The following is an 18,393-nucleotide window of genomic DNA, read 5'->3' as shown; positions in this document are numbered from 1 at the left end:
CGGGGGCCGAGAGATCGCGCCCCGCCTCAAGAAAGACGATGATATGAACCACTTCCTTGATATTCACAAAACCGATCCCGCCGACCTACGGACCATGATCGACAACGCGCGTTCTGCCAAAGAGGCGCGCAAGGGTCTGCCCAAGGGCACACCGGACGCGGACCAGCCGCTAAAGGATCACATGGTTGCGCTGATCTTTGAGAAACCTTCGACCCGTACACGCGTTAGCTTTGATGTGGGCGTGCGACAGATGGGTGGTCAGACCATGGTTCTGTCCGGCACCGATATGCAGCTGGGCCACGGTGAAACCATCGCGGATACCGCGCGCGTTCTTAGCCGCTATGTAGATCTGATCATGATCCGCACGTTTGAGGAGCAGACGCTGCTGGAAATGGCCGAATACGCCACCGTGCCGGTGATCAACGGCCTAACCGACCGCACCCACCCCTGCCAGATCATGGCCGACATCCTGACCTACGAGGAACACCGCGGCCCGATCAAAGGCAAGAAGGTCGTCTGGTGCGGCGACGGCAACAACGTCTTTGCCTCTTTCGCCCATGCCGCGGGCCAATTCGGGTTTGACCTGACTTTTGCCGGCCCTCAAACGCTGGATCCTGAAATGGTCTTCGTCGAAGAGGCGCGCGCCAAAGGGTCAAAGGTCGAAATCGTGCGCGATCCCATCGCCGCCGTCGAAGGTGCTGATCTGGTGGTCACCGACACCTGGGTCAGCATGCACGATCCGCAATCCGCCAAGGAACGCCGCCACAACCAGCTGCGCCCCTATCAGGTGAATGAGGCGCTGATGTCTCATGCCAAACCGGATGCGCTGTTCATGCACTGTCTGCCTGCCCACCGCGATGATGAGGCAACCAGCGCCGTGATGGACGGCCCGCATTCGGTGATCTTTGACGAGGCCGAAAACCGCCTGCACGCACAGAAGGCTGTTATGCGCTGGTGCCTCGGTAAATAAGGCGACCAGCCACCTAGCAGACAGACGAACGACGCCCTCGGCAATTTATGGCCGGGGGCGTTTTACGTTCTGGGATGGGCAGGGCTGTAGGATTAGGATCACGAATATTGGAGGTGCCCGTTTATGCGTTATTCCCGCCGTTTTCTGATTTTTTCTGCACTCGCCTTGGCCGCCTGTGGCCGCGCCACGCCGGAACCTGACCGCCAGGAACCGCCGCTTTACCCCAATGAGACGCCCGAAATTCGCGCGTTGATCAACCGCTACGCAGATGAATACGAGGTGCCACGCACGCTGGTGCATCGTGTGGTGCAACGCGAAAGCATGTATCGCCCCGCCGCGCGCAATGGCCCCTATTGGGGCATGATGCAGATCCTACCGGAAACGGCCCGCACTATGGGGTTTCGCGGTCAACCCAGTGACCTGCTGGATGCAGAAACCAACCTGAAATACGCGGTCAAATATCTGCGCGGGGCTTGGCTGGTATCCGACGGAGATGAGGCCACGGCCGTCATGTGGTACGCCCGTGGATACTATTACGAGGCCAAGCGTCGCGGCCTGCTTTACGAAACCGGACTACGGTCCTGACTACAGGCTTGGCGGGTTATTTGAACAACCCGCCCAGCCCTTTCAGAATTTCATCCTCCAGCTTTTGCTTGGCCGCATCCTCTAGGCTCTGCCCCTCTTCCTGGGTGATACCTAGCTCTTTCTTGACCTTATCTTCCAGCTTGGCCTTGGCTTTGGCTTCGGCCTTTTTCTTTTCTTCCTGCAGGTTCAGATCCACCGCACGTTCCAGATCGGGCCAAACCTTGGGGCTGGACCACGGGCCTTTGATGCGCACCGGAATGGCAAGGCCGCCCTGATCTTCTAGGCTGCCCAACTGCGGTGTGAACAGATAGTCGATATCCCGTTTGCCCAAACCGACACGCCCTTCACCGCGCGCGGTGATCAGCGGCAGTTCCAGCAGCAGATCAGGGTTATTGAGGTCCCCGTCCTTCATTGTGAAACTGGCGCTGAGGCGGTCAAACACAGTGGTTCCCCCCGTCGCCAGCCCCTGACGCATCAGACTGTCCAGATCGACACCTTCGATGGTGCCGCGCCCCATATTGATTGCCCCCTCGCCAGAGAGGGAGTTCATGATCTGATGTACGCTCTGCCCGACGCCAAGGTAGGACAAACGCGCATCAGCCGCCCCCGTAAACCGGGTGACGCCAACCAAATCGCCCAGCAGAGACTGCATTTCGACACCAGATACTGACAGGTCACCGCCAACACTCAGACCGTTGCGGTTGTTCGCAACAACCTGACCAGCAAAATTGCCCCCGTATCCCTGCAGCGCATTCAACGTAACCACCGCACGGGACCGATCAATTCCCGCCCTCAGGTCCAAGGCCTGAAACGACAGGTTCGGCAGGGCGATCGACGGCGCCTTTAACGTCAAATCTGCATTCACCAGCCCTAGGGCTGAGGCATCAATCGCAGCTTTGGACCATCCGTCGCTCGACGCAGCGCTCTTGTCGTCACCTGATCCGGTGCCGTCGGCCAGTCCAGTCAGGTCCAGCGGCCCGCCTTGCAGACGCGCGGTCACAAATGGGCGTGTCTGCGCCAGATCTACATCCAGCGCACCATTGATGCGGTTCTGATCCAGCTGCAGCACCATATCGCGCAGGCTAAGCTGCATCGCCTGTGTCAGCGTCACATTCCCCGCCAAGGTAACCTGACGCCCTACCCCACGGGGCAGAACCACACCGTTCACCCCAAGCGCCGCCAATGTTGCGGATGTGTCTTCCGTTTTCAGAGCAATGCTACCCTGCGCCTGCGCGGGCACCCCAAGAACACCATCAAAAGCGGCCGTTGCCCCAGACAGCTCGGCGGTGGCATTCAGATTTGTAACGCCTCCCTCAATCAGGGCAGCGAGATCAGCAATATCACCACTGACACTAATGACCTGCATGCCTGCAGGGCGCGCGGTCAGCGCAAAACCCGCCGCACCACGATACACTGGCCAACTCAGATCCAACGACAGATCACTAATGGTCAAATCGCTGCCCGTGGCGTGGTCGAGATAGCGCAGCTGACCATCATTAACCAAGGCACGGTCCAACGACAAAGCCAGTGCATTGTCACTGGTCTGCGCCGGTGTCCCCTGCCCTGAGGCGCTGACCCCATCCACCCCGATTTCCCAATTCGCGCGGCCATCGGCGTGGCGTTCCATCAATACAGTTGGCGACAGCACCTCTAGGCCCGTGATCTTGATATCGCCTGCAATCAATGCGGCAAGATCAACGCCGATTTTCAATGCCTCAGCCCGCAGCAAAGGGCCATTGTCGGACCAGTCGGCATTGGCGATTTCCACAGCTCCGGTGCGGGCACCAAGGATCGGGTAATAGCTGAGTTGCACTTCGCCACTCAACGTGACCTTGCGCCCTGTCTGCACCTCGATCTGATCAAGGGCGACACGCGCGATCCTTTCGCCTGGCAACAACAGCAGGCTGGCCAAAGCGACCACCACCAGCAGCGCCAACACCACAACAACCCGAACCAACCAACGCATCTGTCATTCCCCAATGCCGCCTCACTTGCCCCAAAACCTAAGGCAGCCGTCCGGCAAGAACAATAAACCAAGGGCGTAACCCGCCGTTTTCCGCGCAAAAGCCTTTGCCAGCGCGCCCTCCCTCCACTATATGCCCGCCATGACCAGCAATCCGCCAGACCTCCGCCCCGACCTCGCCCCGCGCGCGCAGTTTTCCGACAAACCCCGTGCGGGCCAGCCGACCATCGGCATGGTGTCCCTCGGCTGCCCGAAGGCATTGGTGGACAGTGAACGCATCCTGACCCGCCTGCGCGCCGAAGGCTACGGCATCTCGCCGCAATACGCGGGCGCCGACGCGGTGATCGTGAACACCTGCGGATTTCTGGATAGCGCCAAAGCCGAAAGCCTTGAGGCAATCGGTGAGGCGCTGCACGAAAACGGCAAGGTGATCGTGACCGGCTGTCTGGGCGCGGATCCCGAATATATCACTGGCGTCCACCCCAAGGTGCTGGCCGTCACAGGCCCGCATCAATACGAACAGGTGCTGGATGCCGTGCATGGCGCTGTGCCGCCCAGCCCCGATCCCTTTGTTGATCTGCTGCCAGCCTCAGGCGTCAGCCTGACACCGCGCCATTACAGCTACCTGAAAATCTCCGAAGGGTGTAACCACGCCTGCAAATTCTGCATCATCCCCGATATGCGCGGCAAGCTGGCGTCGCGCCCCGCCTTCGCGGTGATGCGCGAGGCCGAGAAGCTGGTCGAAAACGGCGTGAAGGAACTGCTGGTCATTTCGCAGGACACCTCTGCCTATGGTCTGGACCGCAAGCATGAGACGGAGCGCGGACACCGCAGCCACATCACTGATCTGGCGCGTGATCTGGGATCACTCGGCGCTTGGGTAAGGCTGCATTACATCTACCCCTACCCCCATGTGCGTGAGCTGATCCCGCTAATGGCCGATGGTCTGGTGCTGCCCTATATGGACATCCCCTTCCAGCACGCCCACCCCGACACGCTGAAACGCATGGCGCGTCCGGCAGCCGCCGAACGCACGCTGGACCGCATCGCCGAATGGCGCGGCATCTGCCCGGATATCACCCTGCGCTCCACCTTCATCGTCGGCTATCCGGGTGAGACGGAAGAGGAATTCCAAACCCTGCTGGATTGGATGGATGAGGCGCAACTGGATCGCGTTGGCTGTTTTCAGTACGAAAACGTCGAAGGCGCACGCTCTGCCGCGCTGCCCAACCATGTGCCGGATGAGGTGAAGCAAGAGCGCTGGGAACGTTTCATGGAAAAGGCGCAAGCCATTTCCGAAGCCAAGCTGGCCGCGAAGGTCGGCCAGGTGATGGACGTGATCGTTGATGAGATCGACGAAGACGGCATCGCCACCTGCCGCACCAAAGCCGACGCGCCTGAAATTGATGGCAACCTATTTATCGATGAAGGCACCGAAGGGCTGTCTGTCGGCGATATCGTGAGTGTTGAGGTGGATGAGGCTGGGGAGTATGATTTGTGGGGCCAGCTGAAACGCTAAAGTCATTCCCCGGGGCGCCAGCCCCGGTCGCGCCCGACCCCGCCTATGCAATTACGAAAGTGGTTCTTGGTCCAAGTCCGTCTCCTCCTCCCTGATGCGCGGGGCTGGACGGCGCCAAGCTGTAAGGTTTTGGCCTATGTCGCGATAGAAGCTTGGCACGTATTTCTCTAAATCAACAATGAAATTGACCTGCTGAGTGAAGCGCGCGCCAAGCCTCTTGGCCGAAAAGATGCGGAAACTCACCACCTGCAACCCCGCCTTTCCCTCCTCACAAAGGGCCGGGTCATTCCTGAGGTCTTGCAAGCTGTGTTGCGTCGTTTCACTACGCCCTGGCCAGCGACATTGAACAAAAACGTCAGCCACATCTTCGGCCTTAATCTGGCGCAGCAACCAATTCATCCGCGCCTTGGAAGATTTCTTGTCCTCTGGTGCCCGCAGTGTCATCCCAATTTCAAGCGTGCGACGGTTTAAGTCCGCTTTAACTTCCAGTGGTGCCGCAGCATCGATAATGTCGAACAGCGCAGCAAGACAATGTGTTTCCCTAAGATCGAAAAGTTCTTCTTTTACGCGAAGGGCCGGATCCGACATGAGTTTGCGGCTCAGCTTCTGATGAACGCTCGTTTCTGTTTGACGTGAAAGAATAAGTGACAGATCCCGTGTTTCTTGATGCCATGCCTCAATTGACGCAATGGCCTCAGCAGATTTAGCAGGGATGCGGCCACCGGCTGAGACAAGCTTATTCAGATCTGCCCATTCAGCCGGCATACGCTCAAAACCTTTAATGCCTGCGCTTTCATGTGTCAGAAAACGGCATAGCTCTTCCAGCAGAATTTCTTGATCCTTATCTTCAACCTCATCATTGCTCAGCAACAAATCAGCGGCGGTGAAAATCGACATCCAAGACCAATGAAATACGGGTATTTTGGAACGGCTCTTGCGTATCTCTTCCAATGGATGATGCTGAGCAGATGTTGCGAACTGGTTAGAAATCGTAATCACACAATCAACACCATTCTCTTTAGCGATTTTACGATAGCTTTCGACCTGATCAACTGACAGAGCAGCACTTCCAACTTTGGCTTCTACCAAAGCTCTCCACTCTTTTGGTCCCGAACGCAAAACGATCAATCCGTCTGGCCGCTCCTTCAACGCCGCATCATTCGCAAATACAACTTCGGTAAAGCAAGATACTTTTGATCGCACACCAACCCGCTGCCCAACAGTCGCAAGCAACGCCCTGCCCAACTCGTCAACTTTACTAAGACACGCCAAAACAATTGAAGTGGTGCGCCCCTCCTTCGAGGTATTGGAAAGCACAGGAAAAAGCCGCGCACATTCGCCTTGGGTAAGATAATCAGGTCGATCCATGAAATACTCCTCAATCCAATTGAGAAGAGGCTGGCGTAAGATCGAGGCAGATGTCAACTTAGGATTGATTTTATATCACTACATGCCCCCCACCAGCGCCTGACCCTGGGTGGGTGCGAAGCGCGCTCCCGTGGGGAGGGTCGGGCGCTACCAAATCTTTGATTTGGTATTAGAGCCTCAGCCCCAGAGCACCACAACCCAAGCAACACCCGTCGCAATCGCCACCACGGCAACAGCGGCGGAGCCTGCGTCTTTGGCTTGTTTCGCCAGCTCATGCTGATCCAACGAAATGTAGTCCACCACCCGTTCGATGGCGGAATTCATCAGCTCCATCGCCAACACCAAAATGCCCAGCGACAGGATCAGCGCCCGCTCGCCCGCGCTGAGCGGCAGGGTAAAGGCCAGCGCGGCAGAGGCCAGATTGGCCCAGACCCAGCTGCGGAAAGAATGTTCCGTGCGCCAGCTGTCCAGCCAGCCGGCCCAGCTCCAGATGCAGCGGTGTTTCAAACGGGAAAGAAAGTCAGTCATGATGCCTCCGCCCCGATGTATGCTGTCGCGGGGCAGAGTGGGTCAAGATGGAAAGCATTGCGCGCTAGTCCTGCGGTTCCGCTGTGGTTTTCGCAGCCTCTGCCCGCGTTTCATCACGCAGTCGCAGCAAAAGCGCATGGTTGGCACAATAGTCCGGCGGTGCGTCGGCTGTGTGCACTTGTTCAATCCAACGCCGACAGGCGCCGTCATTTGAACACTGTGCACAACGCATCAAGGCGTCGCGATATTCTGCGGCACCATAAGGGTCACGATCAATTCGGTTTTGCCAGTTGATGCCAAGGCGTTGCGCAAGGCGCGGCATTAGGTCCACGGTTCGGACCAGTCGGTCAAAGAAGCTCATCTTGGGGGTCCTGAGTATCTGTGAGTTTCTGAGAGAGAGCGAAAAGCTGGGGGCGGTATGTTTGGAGATCAGTGTTTCAGGCGCGCCATCTCCTTAGCGTTCAAACAATGTTCAGGCGGTGCCTCTTGGCTGGACGCCTGCGACAGCCAGTGCTGGCATTGGGTAACCTGCGTACACTGACGGCAACGTGTGACCATTTCTGCATATCCTTGAGCGGTCAGTTCGCCATCGGCCATTGCTTCGCTCAGGTTCACACCCATCGCACGGGCGACGGACCGGTTCAGCCAGAAATGCAATTCCGGGCAACCTAGTGCTATACGGTGTCCCATTGTCGGCGTTCCGTTCAATCTTGACCACACAAGGTGGTGGTTTCTGGTTTCAGCGACTGCAGCCGCGCGCGGTTCTCACAATAAGACGGCTGGGATTCGGCCCCGCCGCTAAGTTCCGATTTATCCAACCAGTTTGAGCAAGCCTCCGGTGCGGTGCAGCTGCGACATCGGGCAACCATGCCTGCCCAGTCTTTTTGCGACAAAGCACCGTCTGCGCGGGCTTGTTCCAGATCAACACCAGTGGTCTTGGCCATTCTCTTGGCCAGCCAAAAATGACGCTTCAAACTTCCTAGTGGCTTCATCAGAAATCCTCCTTGGTTGCCCCATGGTAAAGACACAAATCAGGTGCGTCTTTGACTCGGATCAATCAGGAGATGTCTGAACTTTCGCCACTCACTCTTGAGGGAGGTGGCTCATCACCCGTTGAATTTGCAACATCTCAGAGTTGCGACAATAGCTGGGTGTTGAAGCTTCCAAACCGGGACGGGCGTGGTCCAGCCAGGCACGACACGCACCCGGGCCGGCGCATTGTTTACAACGCTCGATAGAGGTCGTCAGATCCCCCAATTTCATTCGGCCGGAAAGGATTTCTTTTTCCAGATCAACGCCTAACGCTTCTGCCATATGATGGAACAATTCCATATGACGCCGATTGGGTGTGTCGTTCTGCATGGGCTGCCTCGTGGTCAGTGAGAGGCCTAGCCGTTAGCGCGATCAGCAAATCGCGCACTTTGACACAGATCAACTAAAACGAGATTACATACTTATGGGAGTGCATCGATATAGGCATTCACACAGGTTTGCACATGGCGAAACCTGTCCCCACCCAGATGTTTGCCGCCATACCAGCGTGTCACCACCACAATATGATCGCGTAGATCCTCACGCTCCAGCATCCGTAGAATCACGTTGCCTGCACCACTTTCACCATCGTCGCCTTTGCGCTGGGTGCCATCCGATTGCAGCATCGCCCAGGTGTTGTGGGTTGCCTTCGCATATTTTTTGGCGCGCTTGAGCTGTTTCAGGAACGCAGCCACCTCTGCCTCATCTGCGGCAGCGCCACCGGACACAGCGTAGCGCGACCCACGATCGCTGACGACGTTTTCAATTTGTAGCATTTATCTTGTTCGACTTTTCCGAATGATTAAAGCGCGGCTGCCGTTTTGCGCACCGTGGCCAAACGATCCGCGTTGGGCGGGTGTGTCCCTAAAAACTGATTTCCAGGGTCAGGCAAGCGGTCAAAGAAAGCTGCGCCGCGCACCGGATCAAACCCCGCCTTTAACGAAATGACTGTTCCTAGCGCATCCGCCTCGAGTTCAAAATCCTTGGAATACCGGCGCGACCCGATCAGGGCGCCAATTTGCTGGGCTTCTTCGATCTGCTGTGCGTTGCCACCACGCAAACTGACCAGCCCCCCCAAAATGGTTGCCCCCTCCAGTGCGCTGGCGGCCTGACGATCAAGGTGGCCGGCAATATGGTGCGCAGCCTCATGCCCCATAACAAACGCCAATTCATCTGCGTTGCGTACGGTTTCCAACAACGAATAGGTAAATGCGATCACTGGCTGACCGCTATCCGTCACAAATTGATGCGCGTTAGGGGGCTGATCAGGGCGATCGTCTACCACGATCAGGAAATCACAGTTTTCACCGCGCGTGCGGCGGCGGCACTCGCGTTCCGCCACAGGTTCAACGGTTTCAACAACCTGGATGAACTGTTCCGCAACCTGACGCTCAACAGCCTGCCCGCCGTTGCCAAACCCCGGCTGATACCCCGGTCCAACTGTCGGAATGCTGCATCCCGCCAGCACAAAGGCCAAGACCACAACAGCGACACCTGCGCGTATCACGGACATGGCGGGCAACGGTGGGAACAGCGCCAAGGTGCCTAAAAACTGCATTGCAAACCTCCTTCGCGGGACAATGTAGCACCGTTTCATCACGGCACCAGCCTACAGCGCATCACGCCAAATCCCTTTGCATCCCAAGCCTAAGCGCCTATCGTTAAGGTATGTTTACCATCGAACACGACTTCGACGCCACTGTTGTCACGCTGATGGATGAAGGCGAAACGCCTCTGCAAGAGGATGTTAGCATCCATGCCTTTCAGGAATGTGTGACGATAGAGCAATACGATCCCCGTACGGATGAGGTCAGCAAGATCACTCTGTCCCTGCATCAACTACAGGAATTGGCTGCAGCGCTGGATCTGCCAGAAGGCGTCTACAAGCTGCGCGCTGATCCGCCCAAGTAAGGGCCTCTTACCCGTCGATGCGAAACAGCTTGTCACGGCTGGTGTCGCCGCGGATCAACACCACACGAGATTTGGCGAGGCCTAGCGCCTTGGCCAACAGTTTTTGCACGGCACCATTCGCCTTGCCGCCCTCGGGCACCGCCGTGACATAGACACGCACGCCGTCCGCAGTCACAGAAATTCGATTGCGCGATGCTTTGGGCGTGACTTTGACTGACAAAACGCCTTGGGCGATATGTGCGGACAGGTCAGCCTCAGTGGTGTTCTTGGTGGTCATATATGCGGCCTTCACTGCGGCCCGAGCGTCTGAAATCCGGTGGACAAGGTGCTGAGGGCGCTGGATAGTGCGCAGCAGAATTAACATCCCCCCGCCACCTTGACCACAGGGCAGCTACCCCCGACATAAGCGCTACCTGCCAAAGAAAGAGACGCGATGCCCGAAATCCGCCCCCTGTCCCCCAACCCTGCTGCGCTTGAGTTTCTGCTGACCCGCCGTTCGCGCCCTGCCAAAACGCTGACCACACCGATTCCCAGCCGCGAAGAGTTGCGGCCGATCCTGACCGCCGCTGCGCGCAGCCCCGATCATGGCAAGCTGGAGCCGTGGCGGTTCATCGTGCTGGAAAAACCCGCACTGACCCGTCTGGCCGCGCTAGCAGGCGAACGTGGACAGGTGCTGGGACTGGATGAGGTGCAGGTGCAAAAAGGCGTTGATCAGTTTGCCAACGGCAATCTGGCCATCGCCGTGGTGGAGATCGTCAAACCGAATGAGAAAGTCCCCGCCGTCGAAATCACCTATTCCGCCGGTGCCGCCTGCCTGCAGCTGCTGAATGCGGCGCTGGCATCGGGCTGGGGGGCGAACTGGCTGTCCGGCTGGGCCAGTCATGACCGTGAATTTGTCACGCGGGGTCTAGGTCTGGCCGATAACGAACGCATCGCGGGCCTGATCCATATCGGCACGGAAAAGACCGTGCCGCCTGAACGCCCCCGTCCGGATCTAGAGGCTGTGACAACATGGGTGTCGGAATGATTTTTGCCGCCTTTGCCAAAACACTGGGCCAACTCGGCGATCCAAGGTTCCGCCGCGTTCTGTGGCTGGGTATCGGGCTGACAATCGTACTGCTGGCGATGGCCTATGTCGGCTTCCTTTGGTTCCTGCAGTGGATTTTGGGGCCATCCAGCACCCTGCCTGTGGTGGGTGAAGTGACTTGGGTTAACGATCTGGCCACTTGGGCCAGCCTGTTGTTCATGATCGTCCTATCGGTATTTTTGATGGTCCCCGTGGCCTCTGCCATCACCTCAATGTTCCTCGACGATGTCGCGCACGCGGTAGAGGACAAGCACTACCCCCATCTGCCAGCCGCAACATCAGTCCCGTTTGGCGAGGCGGTGAAAGATACCGTGAACTTTCTAGGGATCATTATCGCTGCGAACCTCTTGGCCTTGGTTGTCTACGCGATCTTCAGCCCGTTTGCGCTGTTCATCTTCTGGGCGCTGAACGGGTTTCTTCTGGGCCGTGAATACTTCACGCTTGCGGCGATCCGCCGTGTCGGGCGCGCAGGCGCCAAACAGTTGCGGCGTAAACACATGGGAACCATCTGGCTGGCGGGCACACTGATGGCAATCCCGCTATCGGTGCCGCTGATGAACCTGGCAATCCCGATTTTGGGCGCGGCGACCTTTACCCACATTTTCCACGCGGTCGCGGCCAAACAGCAATAGAACGCACCACAGGACCAACAAAAAACGGCGCCCCGCAAGGCGCCGTTTTCTTTTCCAAGCGACCGATCAGCTCAGATCGGGCTGGCTCATCCGGTTGAACCAGTCCAGATCACGCACCGTAATCGTACCGGTCAGAATGATCCCTGCAATGATCGCCCACAGAACCGCCGCAATCACCGTAGTGATCAGGGTCTTTTTCTTTAGGTTGGTCACTGCCGGCGCGCCGGCGTGGGTGCCGGGCACCACTTCCCCGACATCGCCCTGTGTTTTCAGGCGGATCGGCAGGACGATAAACAGCGTCAAAAACCAAATGACCGCATATAGGACAATTGCCGAGGTAGGGCCCATCAAACTTGCTCCAGTTCTACGAGGCAGCCGTTAAAGTCCTTGGGATGCAGGAACAGAACAGGCTTGCCGTGGGCGCCGATCTTGGGCTCGCCAGAGCCAAGCACACGTGCGCCGGTTTCTTTCAGGTGATCGCGGGCGGCAATGATGTCTTCGACTTCGTAGCAAACGTGGTGGATGCCGCCAGCGGGGTTCTTGGCAAGGAAGCCATTGATCGGGCTGTCTTCGCCAAGGGGATAGAGTAGTTCGATCTTGGTGTTCGGCAACTCGATAAACACGACGGTCACACCGTGATCGGGTTCGTCCTGCGGTTCACCCACTGTGGCACCCAGCGCGTTGCGGTATTGCGCGGACGCGGCTTCTAGGTCGGGGACGGCGATGGCGACGTGGTTCAGACGTCCAATCATGGTGGGCTCTCCTCTGGCTACCGAATTTAAGTGCCCCCCTTATGCGCAGCCACCCAGCCCCGTGCAAGCGCCGAGGTGCCGCAGCCCGTGACGTTAACCCTGCCTTAGGCTGTTCGCCCTCATCCTGTCCCAACACCCTGACGCACACTGACCGCACAGGAGGACGCGATGAACGATACCGACCTGCCCCGCGCACTGCGCTACCCTACGCCCGAACTGCCCTTGTTGGGGCGTACTGTCCTGATCGTCGAAGATAGCCGTTTAACCTGCGAAGCCGTGCGGATGTTGTGCCAACGTAGCGGCGCGCGAATTCGTCGGGCGGATAGTTTGGCGGCTGCCGACCGCCACCTTCGGGTCTATCGCCCCACGGTATTGCTGGTGGATCTGGGCCTACCGGATGGCAGCGGGCTGGATCTTATTCGACGGATCACCCGCTCTCCGCGTTTGATTGACGTCGTGGTTGCCATCAGCGGGGATGACAGTCAGGAACAGGCCGCAACCCATGCAGGGGCAGACGGGTTCATGGCAAAGCCACTCACATCGCTGGCCTCATTTCAGGAAATGATCCTGCAGCAACTGCCCGGCGATCAACGCCCTCTGGAACCTCGCGCAGTCAATGACACCCGTATTCGCCCCGACCCGATGATTTATGCCGAGGATCTGCGCCATGCGGCGAAACTGCTGGAACAGGGAATGGATGCGGATACGTTGGACTATGTGGTGCAGTTCCTCTTGTCCCTTAGTCACAGTGCGCAGGATCATGCCCTACACACAGCCTGCCTGCGGCTGGATGCGGTTGCATCAACCTGCGCGCCACGTCCCCCCCGGCCAATCGCGATGCAAACAGTTCAGGCGCTACTGCACAAACGCCTCGCCGCCGTTGCCGAAGCCTGAGCATCCGCGCAAGTCACACCATGCCGTCAGAGGTGAAGTGCAGGCGCCTGCGCCAGATCTACACCCGGGAAAACCTGTGTTTCGATGACACTGCGATCCAAACCAAACAATCCGCGCATAATCTGCCCCGCATAGGCCCGCACATCGCCCAACGGCATCACATCGCGTCGATCATAAAGCGCGGCCTCTGACAGGCCAGGCCAATCGCCATAGACACGCCCACCACGCAGCGCACCGCCCGCAAACATCATCGTGCCACCAGTGCCGTGATCGGTCCCGTCCGTCCCATTTGCGCGCGCTGTCCGGCCAAATTCGGTCATCGCGACCACCGCCGTTTTCTGCCAAACATCGCCCAGATCTGTGCGCAGCGCCTCAATCGCCTGCACCAATGAACCTAGGGCCTGATCCATACCACGGACTTGCCTGCGGTGTGTGTCCCACCCGCCAATAGAGAAAGCAGCAATGCGCGTTTCCTCGCGTAGGCGTTCGGCGGTGAAGTGGGCGATCGCTTCGATCCCTGCCGGACGACCATCGGTCTGACTGGTGACCGCCATCCCGCCCTGTTCCATCATCATATCCGCAGCGGCCGCATCCATCGCCAACCCATCTGAAGTGGCCCTTGCCAACATCAACTGCTGCGCCTCCAGAAATGCGTCATGAAAGGCTGGATCATCATGCATGACCAATTCCGCCAATCGCGCACCTTGTGGGCTGAGAGACAGCGCCACATCCGGCGACCAATGCGCGACGTCCGCTGCCCCGCGCAGCAGCAGCATATTGTCATGCCCTACAGAAAAAGCCGTCTGCCCTGACAAACCCGGAACAGTCTGCAACATCCGGTTCAGCCAGCCATCCCGCCCCGCTGCGGTCAGATCGGCAGTCCCCGCTTCGAGTAGATCCTGCCCGTCAAAATGGCTGCGTTTGTCGCGATATGGTGTCGAAACCGCCTGCACAAAGCCCAATTCACCACGCCGCCATAGTGGCAACAATGGCGCCAGAGCAGGATGCATCTGATGAAAACCGGTCAGATCAAGCCCCGCCGCGCCAGAGGACAACAAAGGCGCGCGCAAGGTCGCGAAATCAGGGTCACCAACAGGGCGCAACACATCAAGACCATCCATACCCCCCCGCAAAATGATCACGACCAATCGGTGATCCCACGGTCCAGCGGCCCAGGTCACAGGCGTCAACAACGGGCTTGCCGCAGCCGAACAGCCCAGAAGAGCACCTTGCGACAGGCTGTTGCGCAGGAAATCCCGCCGATTCAGGGTTCTGCCGTTCGCGTTCGCAGGCTGTGTCATCATGTATCCTCCCTTATCGGCGCTGGAATGCAGGCGATGCCAAAACCAGCGCGATCCCCTCGCGGCGGTTCTCAGCGGCGCGCGCAGCAAAACGCACAGTCTCTGGTGCATTCGGACCCAATGCGCTTTCTACAAACACCCGCGGATCCGGTAGATCGGGACGCAATCGCACTGGCGCCTCCAGCGCCCAGTGCAGACGCCCGGCAATCCCTTGTGGCGTCAGCCAGCTGGCATCGGCCTCTTCCCAGCCATCTGGCCCCAGCGGTTCCTGCCAAGGTTGCCCCATGACCGCCAGTGGCCGCTGAAAGAGTTGCACGATAAACTGTTCGCGTTGGCGACCACGGCCAAATTGGTGGTAGACCTCGGGCGCCACTGCCAATGCCCGCATAGACGCGGCCATATACTCGGCCGGTAGGCGCAGGTTTTGTTGCTGCGGGGTCATCGCGGCGGGATGGGTCAGCAACACCTGATAAAGCGCGGACAGATCCCCTTCGGTATCGCGGTAGGCGTCGACCAAGGCAGCCACCAGATCAGCGGGTGGCGTTTCAGCGATAAAATGCACTGCAAGTTTTCGAGCAATGTGCTGTGCGGTTGTCGGATGACGCGCCAGATCACGCAAAACAGCCCGAATGTCCGCCATCCGTGCAGGCCCGCCACCATAGGACTGGCCCAGCACCTCCTCGGCACCGGGTTCGGCAAATCGATTGCGGAATTTGCGCCCGTCTTCGACCGTGTAGCTCAGCCCTGTCAGGAGTTCCGCCAATTGCCGCACGTCACGCTGGCTATAGCCACCGCCAACGCCCAACGTGTGCAGTTCCAGCACCTCACGGGCGAGGTTTTCGTTCAGCCCGACGCCCCCCTCTTTGCGGCGCGCACGGATGCTGTTTGGACCTACTGATTGCGCCTGATCCAGATAGTGCAGCATCAACGGATGGGTCACGGCAGAGGCCAAGAGGTCCTCGAACCGGCCCAAGATATGAGGACGAATGGCGTCTTCGATATAGGGAACACTGGCGCGTTTCAGCACGCCCACCTTGCCGCGGGCGGTGAAATGATCCCCCCAGAACGCGGTCAGCCGTTCGCGAAATCCATCACGCGTCCAGACGCGGCGCATCATGACCTGCCACAACCATGCACGTTCGCCTTGGCGCGCCGCGCGTTGCAGCGCCTTTTGCTGGCGGTCTGCCTCTGCCTTGGCCACCTGCGTTCCTGCACGGCGCGCACGGCGCTGCACCGCTTGTGCGGTTTTCAGACGTTCACGAAAGGTGGAAAACCCCTCAACGGGAAACCGCACCGCCATGTCATCTGGCCCGCGCACACGCGCCAGCACCTCTGCCGCGCTGGTCGCAGGGGCCAGTTCCGCAATGGGCGATAGCCCGTAGCCAAACCGTTTTTCCGCCAGTATGGGATCAAACGTCATGCGCCGCCTCCGGTTAGATCAGAACCAGTTATACGCACGGCGTCGCAGTATCTGTCGCAAAAACTGCCCCGTAACCCAATTAGACGTTTCAGCGAAACCTCTGCAGGGCCCTTTTTAGGTTGCGACGCAGCTGTCGCGGTGTATCCGGCGCTAGAAAATAAAGAAAGTCATCTCGGCCTGAATTCAGCGTCACATCAACCGTGCCGTCAGCAGCCAGGAACATAGAACGTGGCACGTAATTTCCATCTGGTGCCAAAGTGCTCGCGGCATCAGCCTCTGCATCCTTGTCGATCAGAATGAACACAAACGACTGACTTAACCGCACAATTTCTGGGTCAAAGAAAACGGATTTATACTCGCCACAAACTGGGCACCAGGTCGCATGCACGAGAACGAAAACAGGTTTGCCTTGCTGTTCGGCGCGCTCGCGGCCCTGCTTTAGATTATGCCAGACAATCTGTTCGTCGTTAAAGCCAGCAGGGATTGCGTCAGCCAAAACAAACGGCGCGCCCCAAAGGAGCGCGCCGACAAAAAGGGATAAAACACCCTTCATGATCAGTCCTGCGGGATCACGCGCAGGCCCAGTTCCATCAGCTGGTCGCTGGTCGGATCAGACGGCGCGTTCATCATCAGGTCTTCGGCGCGCTGGTTCATCGGGAACATCACCACTTCGCGGATGTTCTGTTGATCGGCCAGCAGCATCACGATGCGGTCCACACCTGCGGCACAGCCACCGTGCGGTGGGGCGCCGTATTGGAACGCCTTGTAGAGCGCGCCAAAGCGACTCTTCACCTCTTCCTCACCATAGCCGGCGATTTCAAAGGCTTTCAGCATCACCTCAGGCTTGTGGTTACGGATCGCGCCCGACACCAGTTCGTAGCCGTTACAGGCCAGATCGTATTGATAGCCCAGCACCTGCAGCGGATCGCCGTTCAGTGCGTCCAGACCACCCTGCGGCATCGAGAAGGGGTTGTGTTCAAAGTCGATCTTGCCCGATTCTTCGTCCTGTTCGTAAATCGGGAAGTCCACGATCCATGCAAAGGCAAAGCGGTCTTTGTCGATCAGGCCCAGCTCTTCGCCGATGACGTTGCGGGCACGACCGGCCACCGCTTCAAACGCCTTGGGCTTGCCACCCAGGAAGAAGGCCGCATCGCCCACACCCAGACCCAGCTGTTGACGGATCGCTTCGGTACGCTCGGGGCCGATGTTTTTGGCCAGCGGACCAGCCGCTTCCATACCGTCCGCGCCTTCGCGCCAGAAGATGTAGCCCATGCCCGGCAGGCCTTCGCCTTGGGCGAACTTGTTCATGCGGTCACAGAACTTGCGGCTGCCACCGGTCGGGGCCGGGATTGCACGAATCTCAGTGCCTTCCTGCTCCAGCAGTTTGGCAAAGATGGCAAAGCCGGACCCGGCGAAATGCTCGGACACGATCTGCATCTTGATCGGGTTACGCAGGTCGGGCTTGTCGCTTCCATACCACAGGGCGGCATCGCGGTAGCTGATCTGCGGCCAGTCCTGCGGCGCGTCAACCTTGCGGCCACCACCAAACTCTTCGAACACACCGGCCAGAACGGGCGCGATGGTGTCGAACACGTCCTGCTGTTCGACAAACGACATTTCCAGGTCCAGCTGGTAGAAGTCGGTCGGCGAACGGTCAGCGCGCGGGTCTTCGTCACGGAAGCAGGGCGCGATCTGGAAGTATTTGTCGTAGCCTGCAACCATCATCAGCTGTTTGAACTGCTGCGGCGCCTGCGGCAGGGCGTAGAACTTGCCTGGGTGCAGACGCGACGGCACGAGGAAGTCGCGCGCACCTTCGGGGCTGGACGCGGTGATGATCGGCGTCTGGTATTCGCGGAAGTTCAGATCCCACATACGCTTGCGCATGGACATCACAACATCGGAACGCATCTTCATGTTTTCCTGCATCGCCTCACGGCGCAGGTCGAGGAAGCGGTATTTCAGACGGGTTTCTTCAGGGTATTCCTGATCACCAAAGACCATCAGCGGCAGCTCTTCGGCTTTGCCCAGCACGTCGAGGTCACGAATGAACACTTCGATCTCACCGGTGGGGATCGCGGGGTTCACCAGGCTTTCGTCACGGGCCATGACGTTGCCTTCGATCTTGATGCACCACTCGGAACGGACCTTTTCCAGCTCACTGAAAACGGGGCTGTCGGGGTCTGCCATCACCTGAGTGATGCCATAGTGGTCGCGCAGGTCGATAAACAGCAGGCCGCCGTGGTCGCGGACGCGGTGGACCCAGCCCGACAGGCGGACGGTTTCGCCCACGTTGGATTTGTTCAGCTCAGCGCAGGTGTGGCTGCGATATGCGTGCATGGTGTGACCTTTCGTGATCGGGTCGTCTTTTCGGACAATCTTAGTATGTGCGTCGTGGCGTATAGGGTGCGCCCACGGGCACACGGAATTCATC

General features: G+C 58.6%; 23 protein-coding genes. 7 read left to right on the top strand and 16 right to left on the bottom strand.

Annotated elements, in window-relative coordinates; all coding sequences use genetic code 11:
• Positions 1–43 precede the first annotated feature (43 nt).
• Together argF and TM5383_RS00750 are read left to right on the top strand one after the other, a co-directional pair.
• Positions 44–970: an ornithine carbamoyltransferase gene (gene argF, locus TM5383_RS00755; protein WP_058317139.1), complete on the top strand. Its 927-nt coding sequence runs from the start codon at positions 44–46 to the stop codon at positions 968–970.
• 123 nt (positions 971–1,093) lie between these two features.
• The gene (locus tag TM5383_RS00750) at positions 1,094–1,555 is read left to right on the top strand and encodes a lytic transglycosylase domain-containing protein (RefSeq protein ID WP_058317138.1); all 462 of its coding nucleotides are present in this window, start codon (positions 1,094–1,096) and stop codon (positions 1,553–1,555) included.
• Positions 1,556–1,571: 16 nt separating this feature from the next.
• On the opposite strand, the gene TM5383_RS00745 is transcribed toward TM5383_RS00750, so the two are convergent.
• The gene (locus TM5383_RS00745) at positions 1,572–3,521 is read right to left on the bottom strand and encodes an AsmA family protein (protein ID WP_058317137.1); all 1,950 of its coding nucleotides are present in this window, start codon (positions 3,519–3,521) and stop codon (positions 1,572–1,574) included.
• 139 nt (positions 3,522–3,660) lie between these two features.
• Here TM5383_RS00745 and rimO point away from each other — a divergent pair, with 139 nt between their 5' ends.
• Positions 3,661–5,037: a 30S ribosomal protein S12 methylthiotransferase RimO gene (gene rimO, locus TM5383_RS00740; RefSeq protein ID WP_058317250.1), complete on the top strand. Its 1,377-nt coding sequence runs from the start codon at positions 3,661–3,663 to the stop codon at positions 5,035–5,037.
• A gap of 51 nt (positions 5,038–5,088) precedes the next feature.
• Here rimO and TM5383_RS00735 read toward each other — a convergent pair whose 3' ends face one another.
• The 8 genes from TM5383_RS00735 to TM5383_RS00705 form a co-directional block, all read right to left on the bottom strand.
• Entirely contained in the window at positions 5,089–6,405 is a 1,317-nt protein-coding gene (locus tag TM5383_RS00735) for a hypothetical protein (protein WP_058317136.1), read from the bottom strand.
• A gap of 177 nt (positions 6,406–6,582) precedes the next feature.
• The gene (locus TM5383_RS00730) at positions 6,583–6,933 is read right to left on the bottom strand and encodes a diacylglycerol kinase (RefSeq protein WP_058317135.1); all 351 of its coding nucleotides are present in this window, start codon (positions 6,931–6,933) and stop codon (positions 6,583–6,585) included.
• Positions 6,934–6,997: 64 nt separating this feature from the next.
• Complete coding sequence (locus TM5383_RS00725) at positions 6,998–7,294, bottom strand: DUF6455 family protein (protein WP_058317134.1); 297 nt, start codon at positions 7,292–7,294, stop codon at positions 6,998–7,000.
• A 68-nt stretch (positions 7,295–7,362) separates the two neighbouring features.
• Positions 7,363–7,623: a DUF6455 family protein gene (locus TM5383_RS00720; protein ID WP_058317133.1), complete on the bottom strand. Its 261-nt coding sequence runs from the start codon at positions 7,621–7,623 to the stop codon at positions 7,363–7,365.
• Between the two features lie 14 nt (positions 7,624–7,637).
• Positions 7,638–7,925: a DUF6455 family protein gene (locus tag TM5383_RS00715; RefSeq protein ID WP_058317132.1), complete on the bottom strand. Its 288-nt coding sequence runs from the start codon at positions 7,923–7,925 to the stop codon at positions 7,638–7,640.
• 91 nt (positions 7,926–8,016) lie between these two features.
• Entirely contained in the window at positions 8,017–8,295 is a 279-nt protein-coding gene (locus TM5383_RS16655) for a DUF6455 family protein (protein ID WP_076400101.1), read from the bottom strand.
• A gap of 92 nt (positions 8,296–8,387) precedes the next feature.
• Complete coding sequence (locus tag TM5383_RS00710; protein WP_058317131.1) at positions 8,388–8,741, bottom strand: YigZ family protein; 354 nt, start codon at positions 8,739–8,741, stop codon at positions 8,388–8,390.
• 26 nt (positions 8,742–8,767) lie between these two features.
• Positions 8,768–9,523, bottom strand: coding sequence for a M48 family metallopeptidase (locus TM5383_RS00705; protein WP_231724978.1), 756 nt, complete (start codon positions 9,521–9,523; stop codon positions 8,768–8,770).
• A gap of 110 nt (positions 9,524–9,633) precedes the next feature.
• Between TM5383_RS00705 and TM5383_RS00700 the strand changes: the two genes are divergently transcribed.
• Positions 9,634–9,876, top strand: a complete 243-nt coding sequence (locus tag TM5383_RS00700) for a DUF8831 family protein (RefSeq protein WP_058317130.1) — start codon at positions 9,634–9,636, stop codon at positions 9,874–9,876.
• 7 nt (positions 9,877–9,883) lie between these two features.
• Here TM5383_RS00700 and TM5383_RS00695 read toward each other — a convergent pair whose 3' ends face one another.
• Complete coding sequence (locus TM5383_RS00695; protein WP_058317129.1) at positions 9,884–10,153, bottom strand: DUF167 domain-containing protein; 270 nt, start codon at positions 10,151–10,153, stop codon at positions 9,884–9,886.
• A 156-nt stretch (positions 10,154–10,309) separates the two neighbouring features.
• On the opposite strand from TM5383_RS00695, the gene TM5383_RS00690 reads away from it, so the two are divergent.
• Together TM5383_RS00690 and TM5383_RS00685 are read left to right on the top strand one after the other, a co-directional pair.
• Positions 10,310–10,903, top strand: coding sequence for a nitroreductase family protein (locus TM5383_RS00690; RefSeq protein ID WP_058317128.1), 594 nt, complete (start codon positions 10,310–10,312; stop codon positions 10,901–10,903).
• Positions 10,888–11,595: an EI24 domain-containing protein gene (locus tag TM5383_RS00685; RefSeq protein WP_058317127.1), complete on the top strand. Its 708-nt coding sequence runs from the start codon at positions 10,888–10,890 to the stop codon at positions 11,593–11,595. The genes TM5383_RS00690 and TM5383_RS00685 overlap by 16 nt, the downstream gene beginning before the upstream one ends.
• Before the next feature lie 66 nt (positions 11,596–11,661).
• Here the strand turns inward: TM5383_RS00685 and TM5383_RS00680 are convergent, their stop codons facing one another.
• On the bottom strand, positions 11,662–11,943 hold the full coding sequence (locus TM5383_RS00680; RefSeq protein WP_058317126.1) for a DUF1467 family protein: 282 nt from the start codon (positions 11,941–11,943) through the stop codon (positions 11,662–11,664).
• Positions 11,943–12,347, bottom strand: a complete 405-nt coding sequence (gene mce, locus TM5383_RS00675; RefSeq protein ID WP_058317125.1) for a methylmalonyl-CoA epimerase — start codon at positions 12,345–12,347, stop codon at positions 11,943–11,945. The genes TM5383_RS00680 and mce overlap by 1 nt, the downstream gene beginning before the upstream one ends.
• A gap of 168 nt (positions 12,348–12,515) precedes the next feature.
• Between mce and TM5383_RS00670 the strand changes: the two genes are divergently transcribed.
• A complete protein-coding gene (locus tag TM5383_RS00670; protein WP_058317124.1) occupies positions 12,516–13,241 on the top strand; it encodes a response regulator in 726 nt (241 codons plus the stop codon).
• 26 nt (positions 13,242–13,267) lie between these two features.
• Here the strand turns inward: TM5383_RS00670 and TM5383_RS00665 are convergent, their stop codons facing one another.
• The 4 genes from TM5383_RS00665 to aspS form a co-directional block, all read right to left on the bottom strand.
• Entirely contained in the window at positions 13,268–14,545 is a 1,278-nt protein-coding gene (locus tag TM5383_RS00665; protein ID WP_231724975.1) for a DUF1501 domain-containing protein, read from the bottom strand.
• Positions 14,546–14,555: 10 nt separating this feature from the next.
• Complete coding sequence (locus tag TM5383_RS00660; protein WP_058317123.1) at positions 14,556–15,962, bottom strand: DUF1800 domain-containing protein; 1,407 nt, start codon at positions 15,960–15,962, stop codon at positions 14,556–14,558.
• A gap of 88 nt (positions 15,963–16,050) precedes the next feature.
• The gene (locus tag TM5383_RS00655) at positions 16,051–16,515 is read right to left on the bottom strand and encodes a thioredoxin family protein (protein ID WP_058317122.1); all 465 of its coding nucleotides are present in this window, start codon (positions 16,513–16,515) and stop codon (positions 16,051–16,053) included.
• Between the two features lie 2 nt (positions 16,516–16,517).
• Complete coding sequence (aspS, locus tag TM5383_RS00650; protein WP_058317121.1) at positions 16,518–18,299, bottom strand: aspartate--tRNA ligase; 1,782 nt, start codon at positions 18,297–18,299, stop codon at positions 16,518–16,520.
• Positions 18,300–18,393 lie beyond the last annotated feature (94 nt).

Source organism: Thalassovita mediterranea (genome assembly GCF_001458435.1).
GTDB lineage: Bacteria > Pseudomonadota > Alphaproteobacteria > Rhodobacterales > Rhodobacteraceae > Thalassobius > Thalassobius mediterraneus.
Note: the sequence above shows the minus strand (reverse complement) of the source record. Positions and strands in the feature narration are given on the sequence as shown.

Bases quoted from the DNA above. Each gene is read 5' to 3' on its own strand.
- argF (WP_058317139.1), top strand. From the start codon at position 44: ATGAACCACTTCCTTGATATTCACAAAACCGATCCCGCCGACCTACGG.
- TM5383_RS00710 (WP_058317131.1), bottom strand. From the start codon at position 8,741: ATGCTACAAATTGAAAACGTCGTCAGCGATCGTGGGTCGCGCTACGCT.
- TM5383_RS00660 (WP_058317123.1), bottom strand. From the start codon at position 15,962: ATGACGTTTGATCCCATACTGGCGGAAAAACGGTTTGGCTACGGGCTA.
- TM5383_RS00715 (WP_058317132.1), bottom strand. From the start codon at position 7,925: ATGAAGCCACTAGGAAGTTTGAAGCGTCATTTTTGGCTGGCCAAGAGA.
- TM5383_RS00680 (WP_058317126.1), bottom strand. From the start codon at position 11,943: ATGGGCCCTACCTCGGCAATTGTCCTATATGCGGTCATTTGGTTTTTG.
- TM5383_RS00745 (WP_058317137.1), bottom strand. From the start codon at position 3,521: ATGCGTTGGTTGGTTCGGGTTGTTGTGGTGTTGGCGCTGCTGGTGGTG.
- TM5383_RS00705 (WP_231724978.1), bottom strand. From the start codon at position 9,523: ATGCAGTTTTTAGGCACCTTGGCGCTGTTCCCACCGTTGCCCGCCATG.
- TM5383_RS00690 (WP_058317128.1), top strand. From the start codon at position 10,310: ATGCCCGAAATCCGCCCCCTGTCCCCCAACCCTGCTGCGCTTGAGTTT.
- TM5383_RS00750 (WP_058317138.1), top strand. From the start codon at position 1,094: ATGCGTTATTCCCGCCGTTTTCTGATTTTTTCTGCACTCGCCTTGGCC.
- mce (WP_058317125.1), bottom strand. From the start codon at position 12,347: ATGATTGGACGTCTGAACCACGTCGCCATCGCCGTCCCCGACCTAGAA.
- TM5383_RS16655 (WP_076400101.1), bottom strand. From the start codon at position 8,295: ATGCAGAACGACACACCCAATCGGCGTCATATGGAATTGTTCCATCAT.
- aspS (WP_058317121.1), bottom strand. From the start codon at position 18,299: ATGCACGCATATCGCAGCCACACCTGCGCTGAGCTGAACAAATCCAAC.
- TM5383_RS00720 (WP_058317133.1), bottom strand. From the start codon at position 7,623: ATGGGACACCGTATAGCACTAGGTTGCCCGGAATTGCATTTCTGGCTG.
- TM5383_RS00670 (WP_058317124.1), top strand. From the start codon at position 12,516: ATGAACGATACCGACCTGCCCCGCGCACTGCGCTACCCTACGCCCGAA.
- TM5383_RS00695 (WP_058317129.1), bottom strand. From the start codon at position 10,153: ATGACCACCAAGAACACCACTGAGGCTGACCTGTCCGCACATATCGCC.
- rimO (WP_058317250.1), top strand. From the start codon at position 3,661: ATGACCAGCAATCCGCCAGACCTCCGCCCCGACCTCGCCCCGCGCGCG.
- TM5383_RS00685 (WP_058317127.1), top strand. From the start codon at position 10,888: ATGGGTGTCGGAATGATTTTTGCCGCCTTTGCCAAAACACTGGGCCAA.
- TM5383_RS00730 (WP_058317135.1), bottom strand. From the start codon at position 6,933: ATGACTGACTTTCTTTCCCGTTTGAAACACCGCTGCATCTGGAGCTGG.
- TM5383_RS00655 (WP_058317122.1), bottom strand. From the start codon at position 16,515: ATGAAGGGTGTTTTATCCCTTTTTGTCGGCGCGCTCCTTTGGGGCGCG.
- TM5383_RS00735 (WP_058317136.1), bottom strand. From the start codon at position 6,405: ATGGATCGACCTGATTATCTTACCCAAGGCGAATGTGCGCGGCTTTTT.
- TM5383_RS00725 (WP_058317134.1), bottom strand. From the start codon at position 7,294: ATGAGCTTCTTTGACCGACTGGTCCGAACCGTGGACCTAATGCCGCGC.
- TM5383_RS00665 (WP_231724975.1), bottom strand. From the start codon at position 14,545: ATGATGACACAGCCTGCGAACGCGAACGGCAGAACCCTGAATCGGCGG.
- TM5383_RS00700 (WP_058317130.1), top strand. From the start codon at position 9,634: ATGTTTACCATCGAACACGACTTCGACGCCACTGTTGTCACGCTGATG.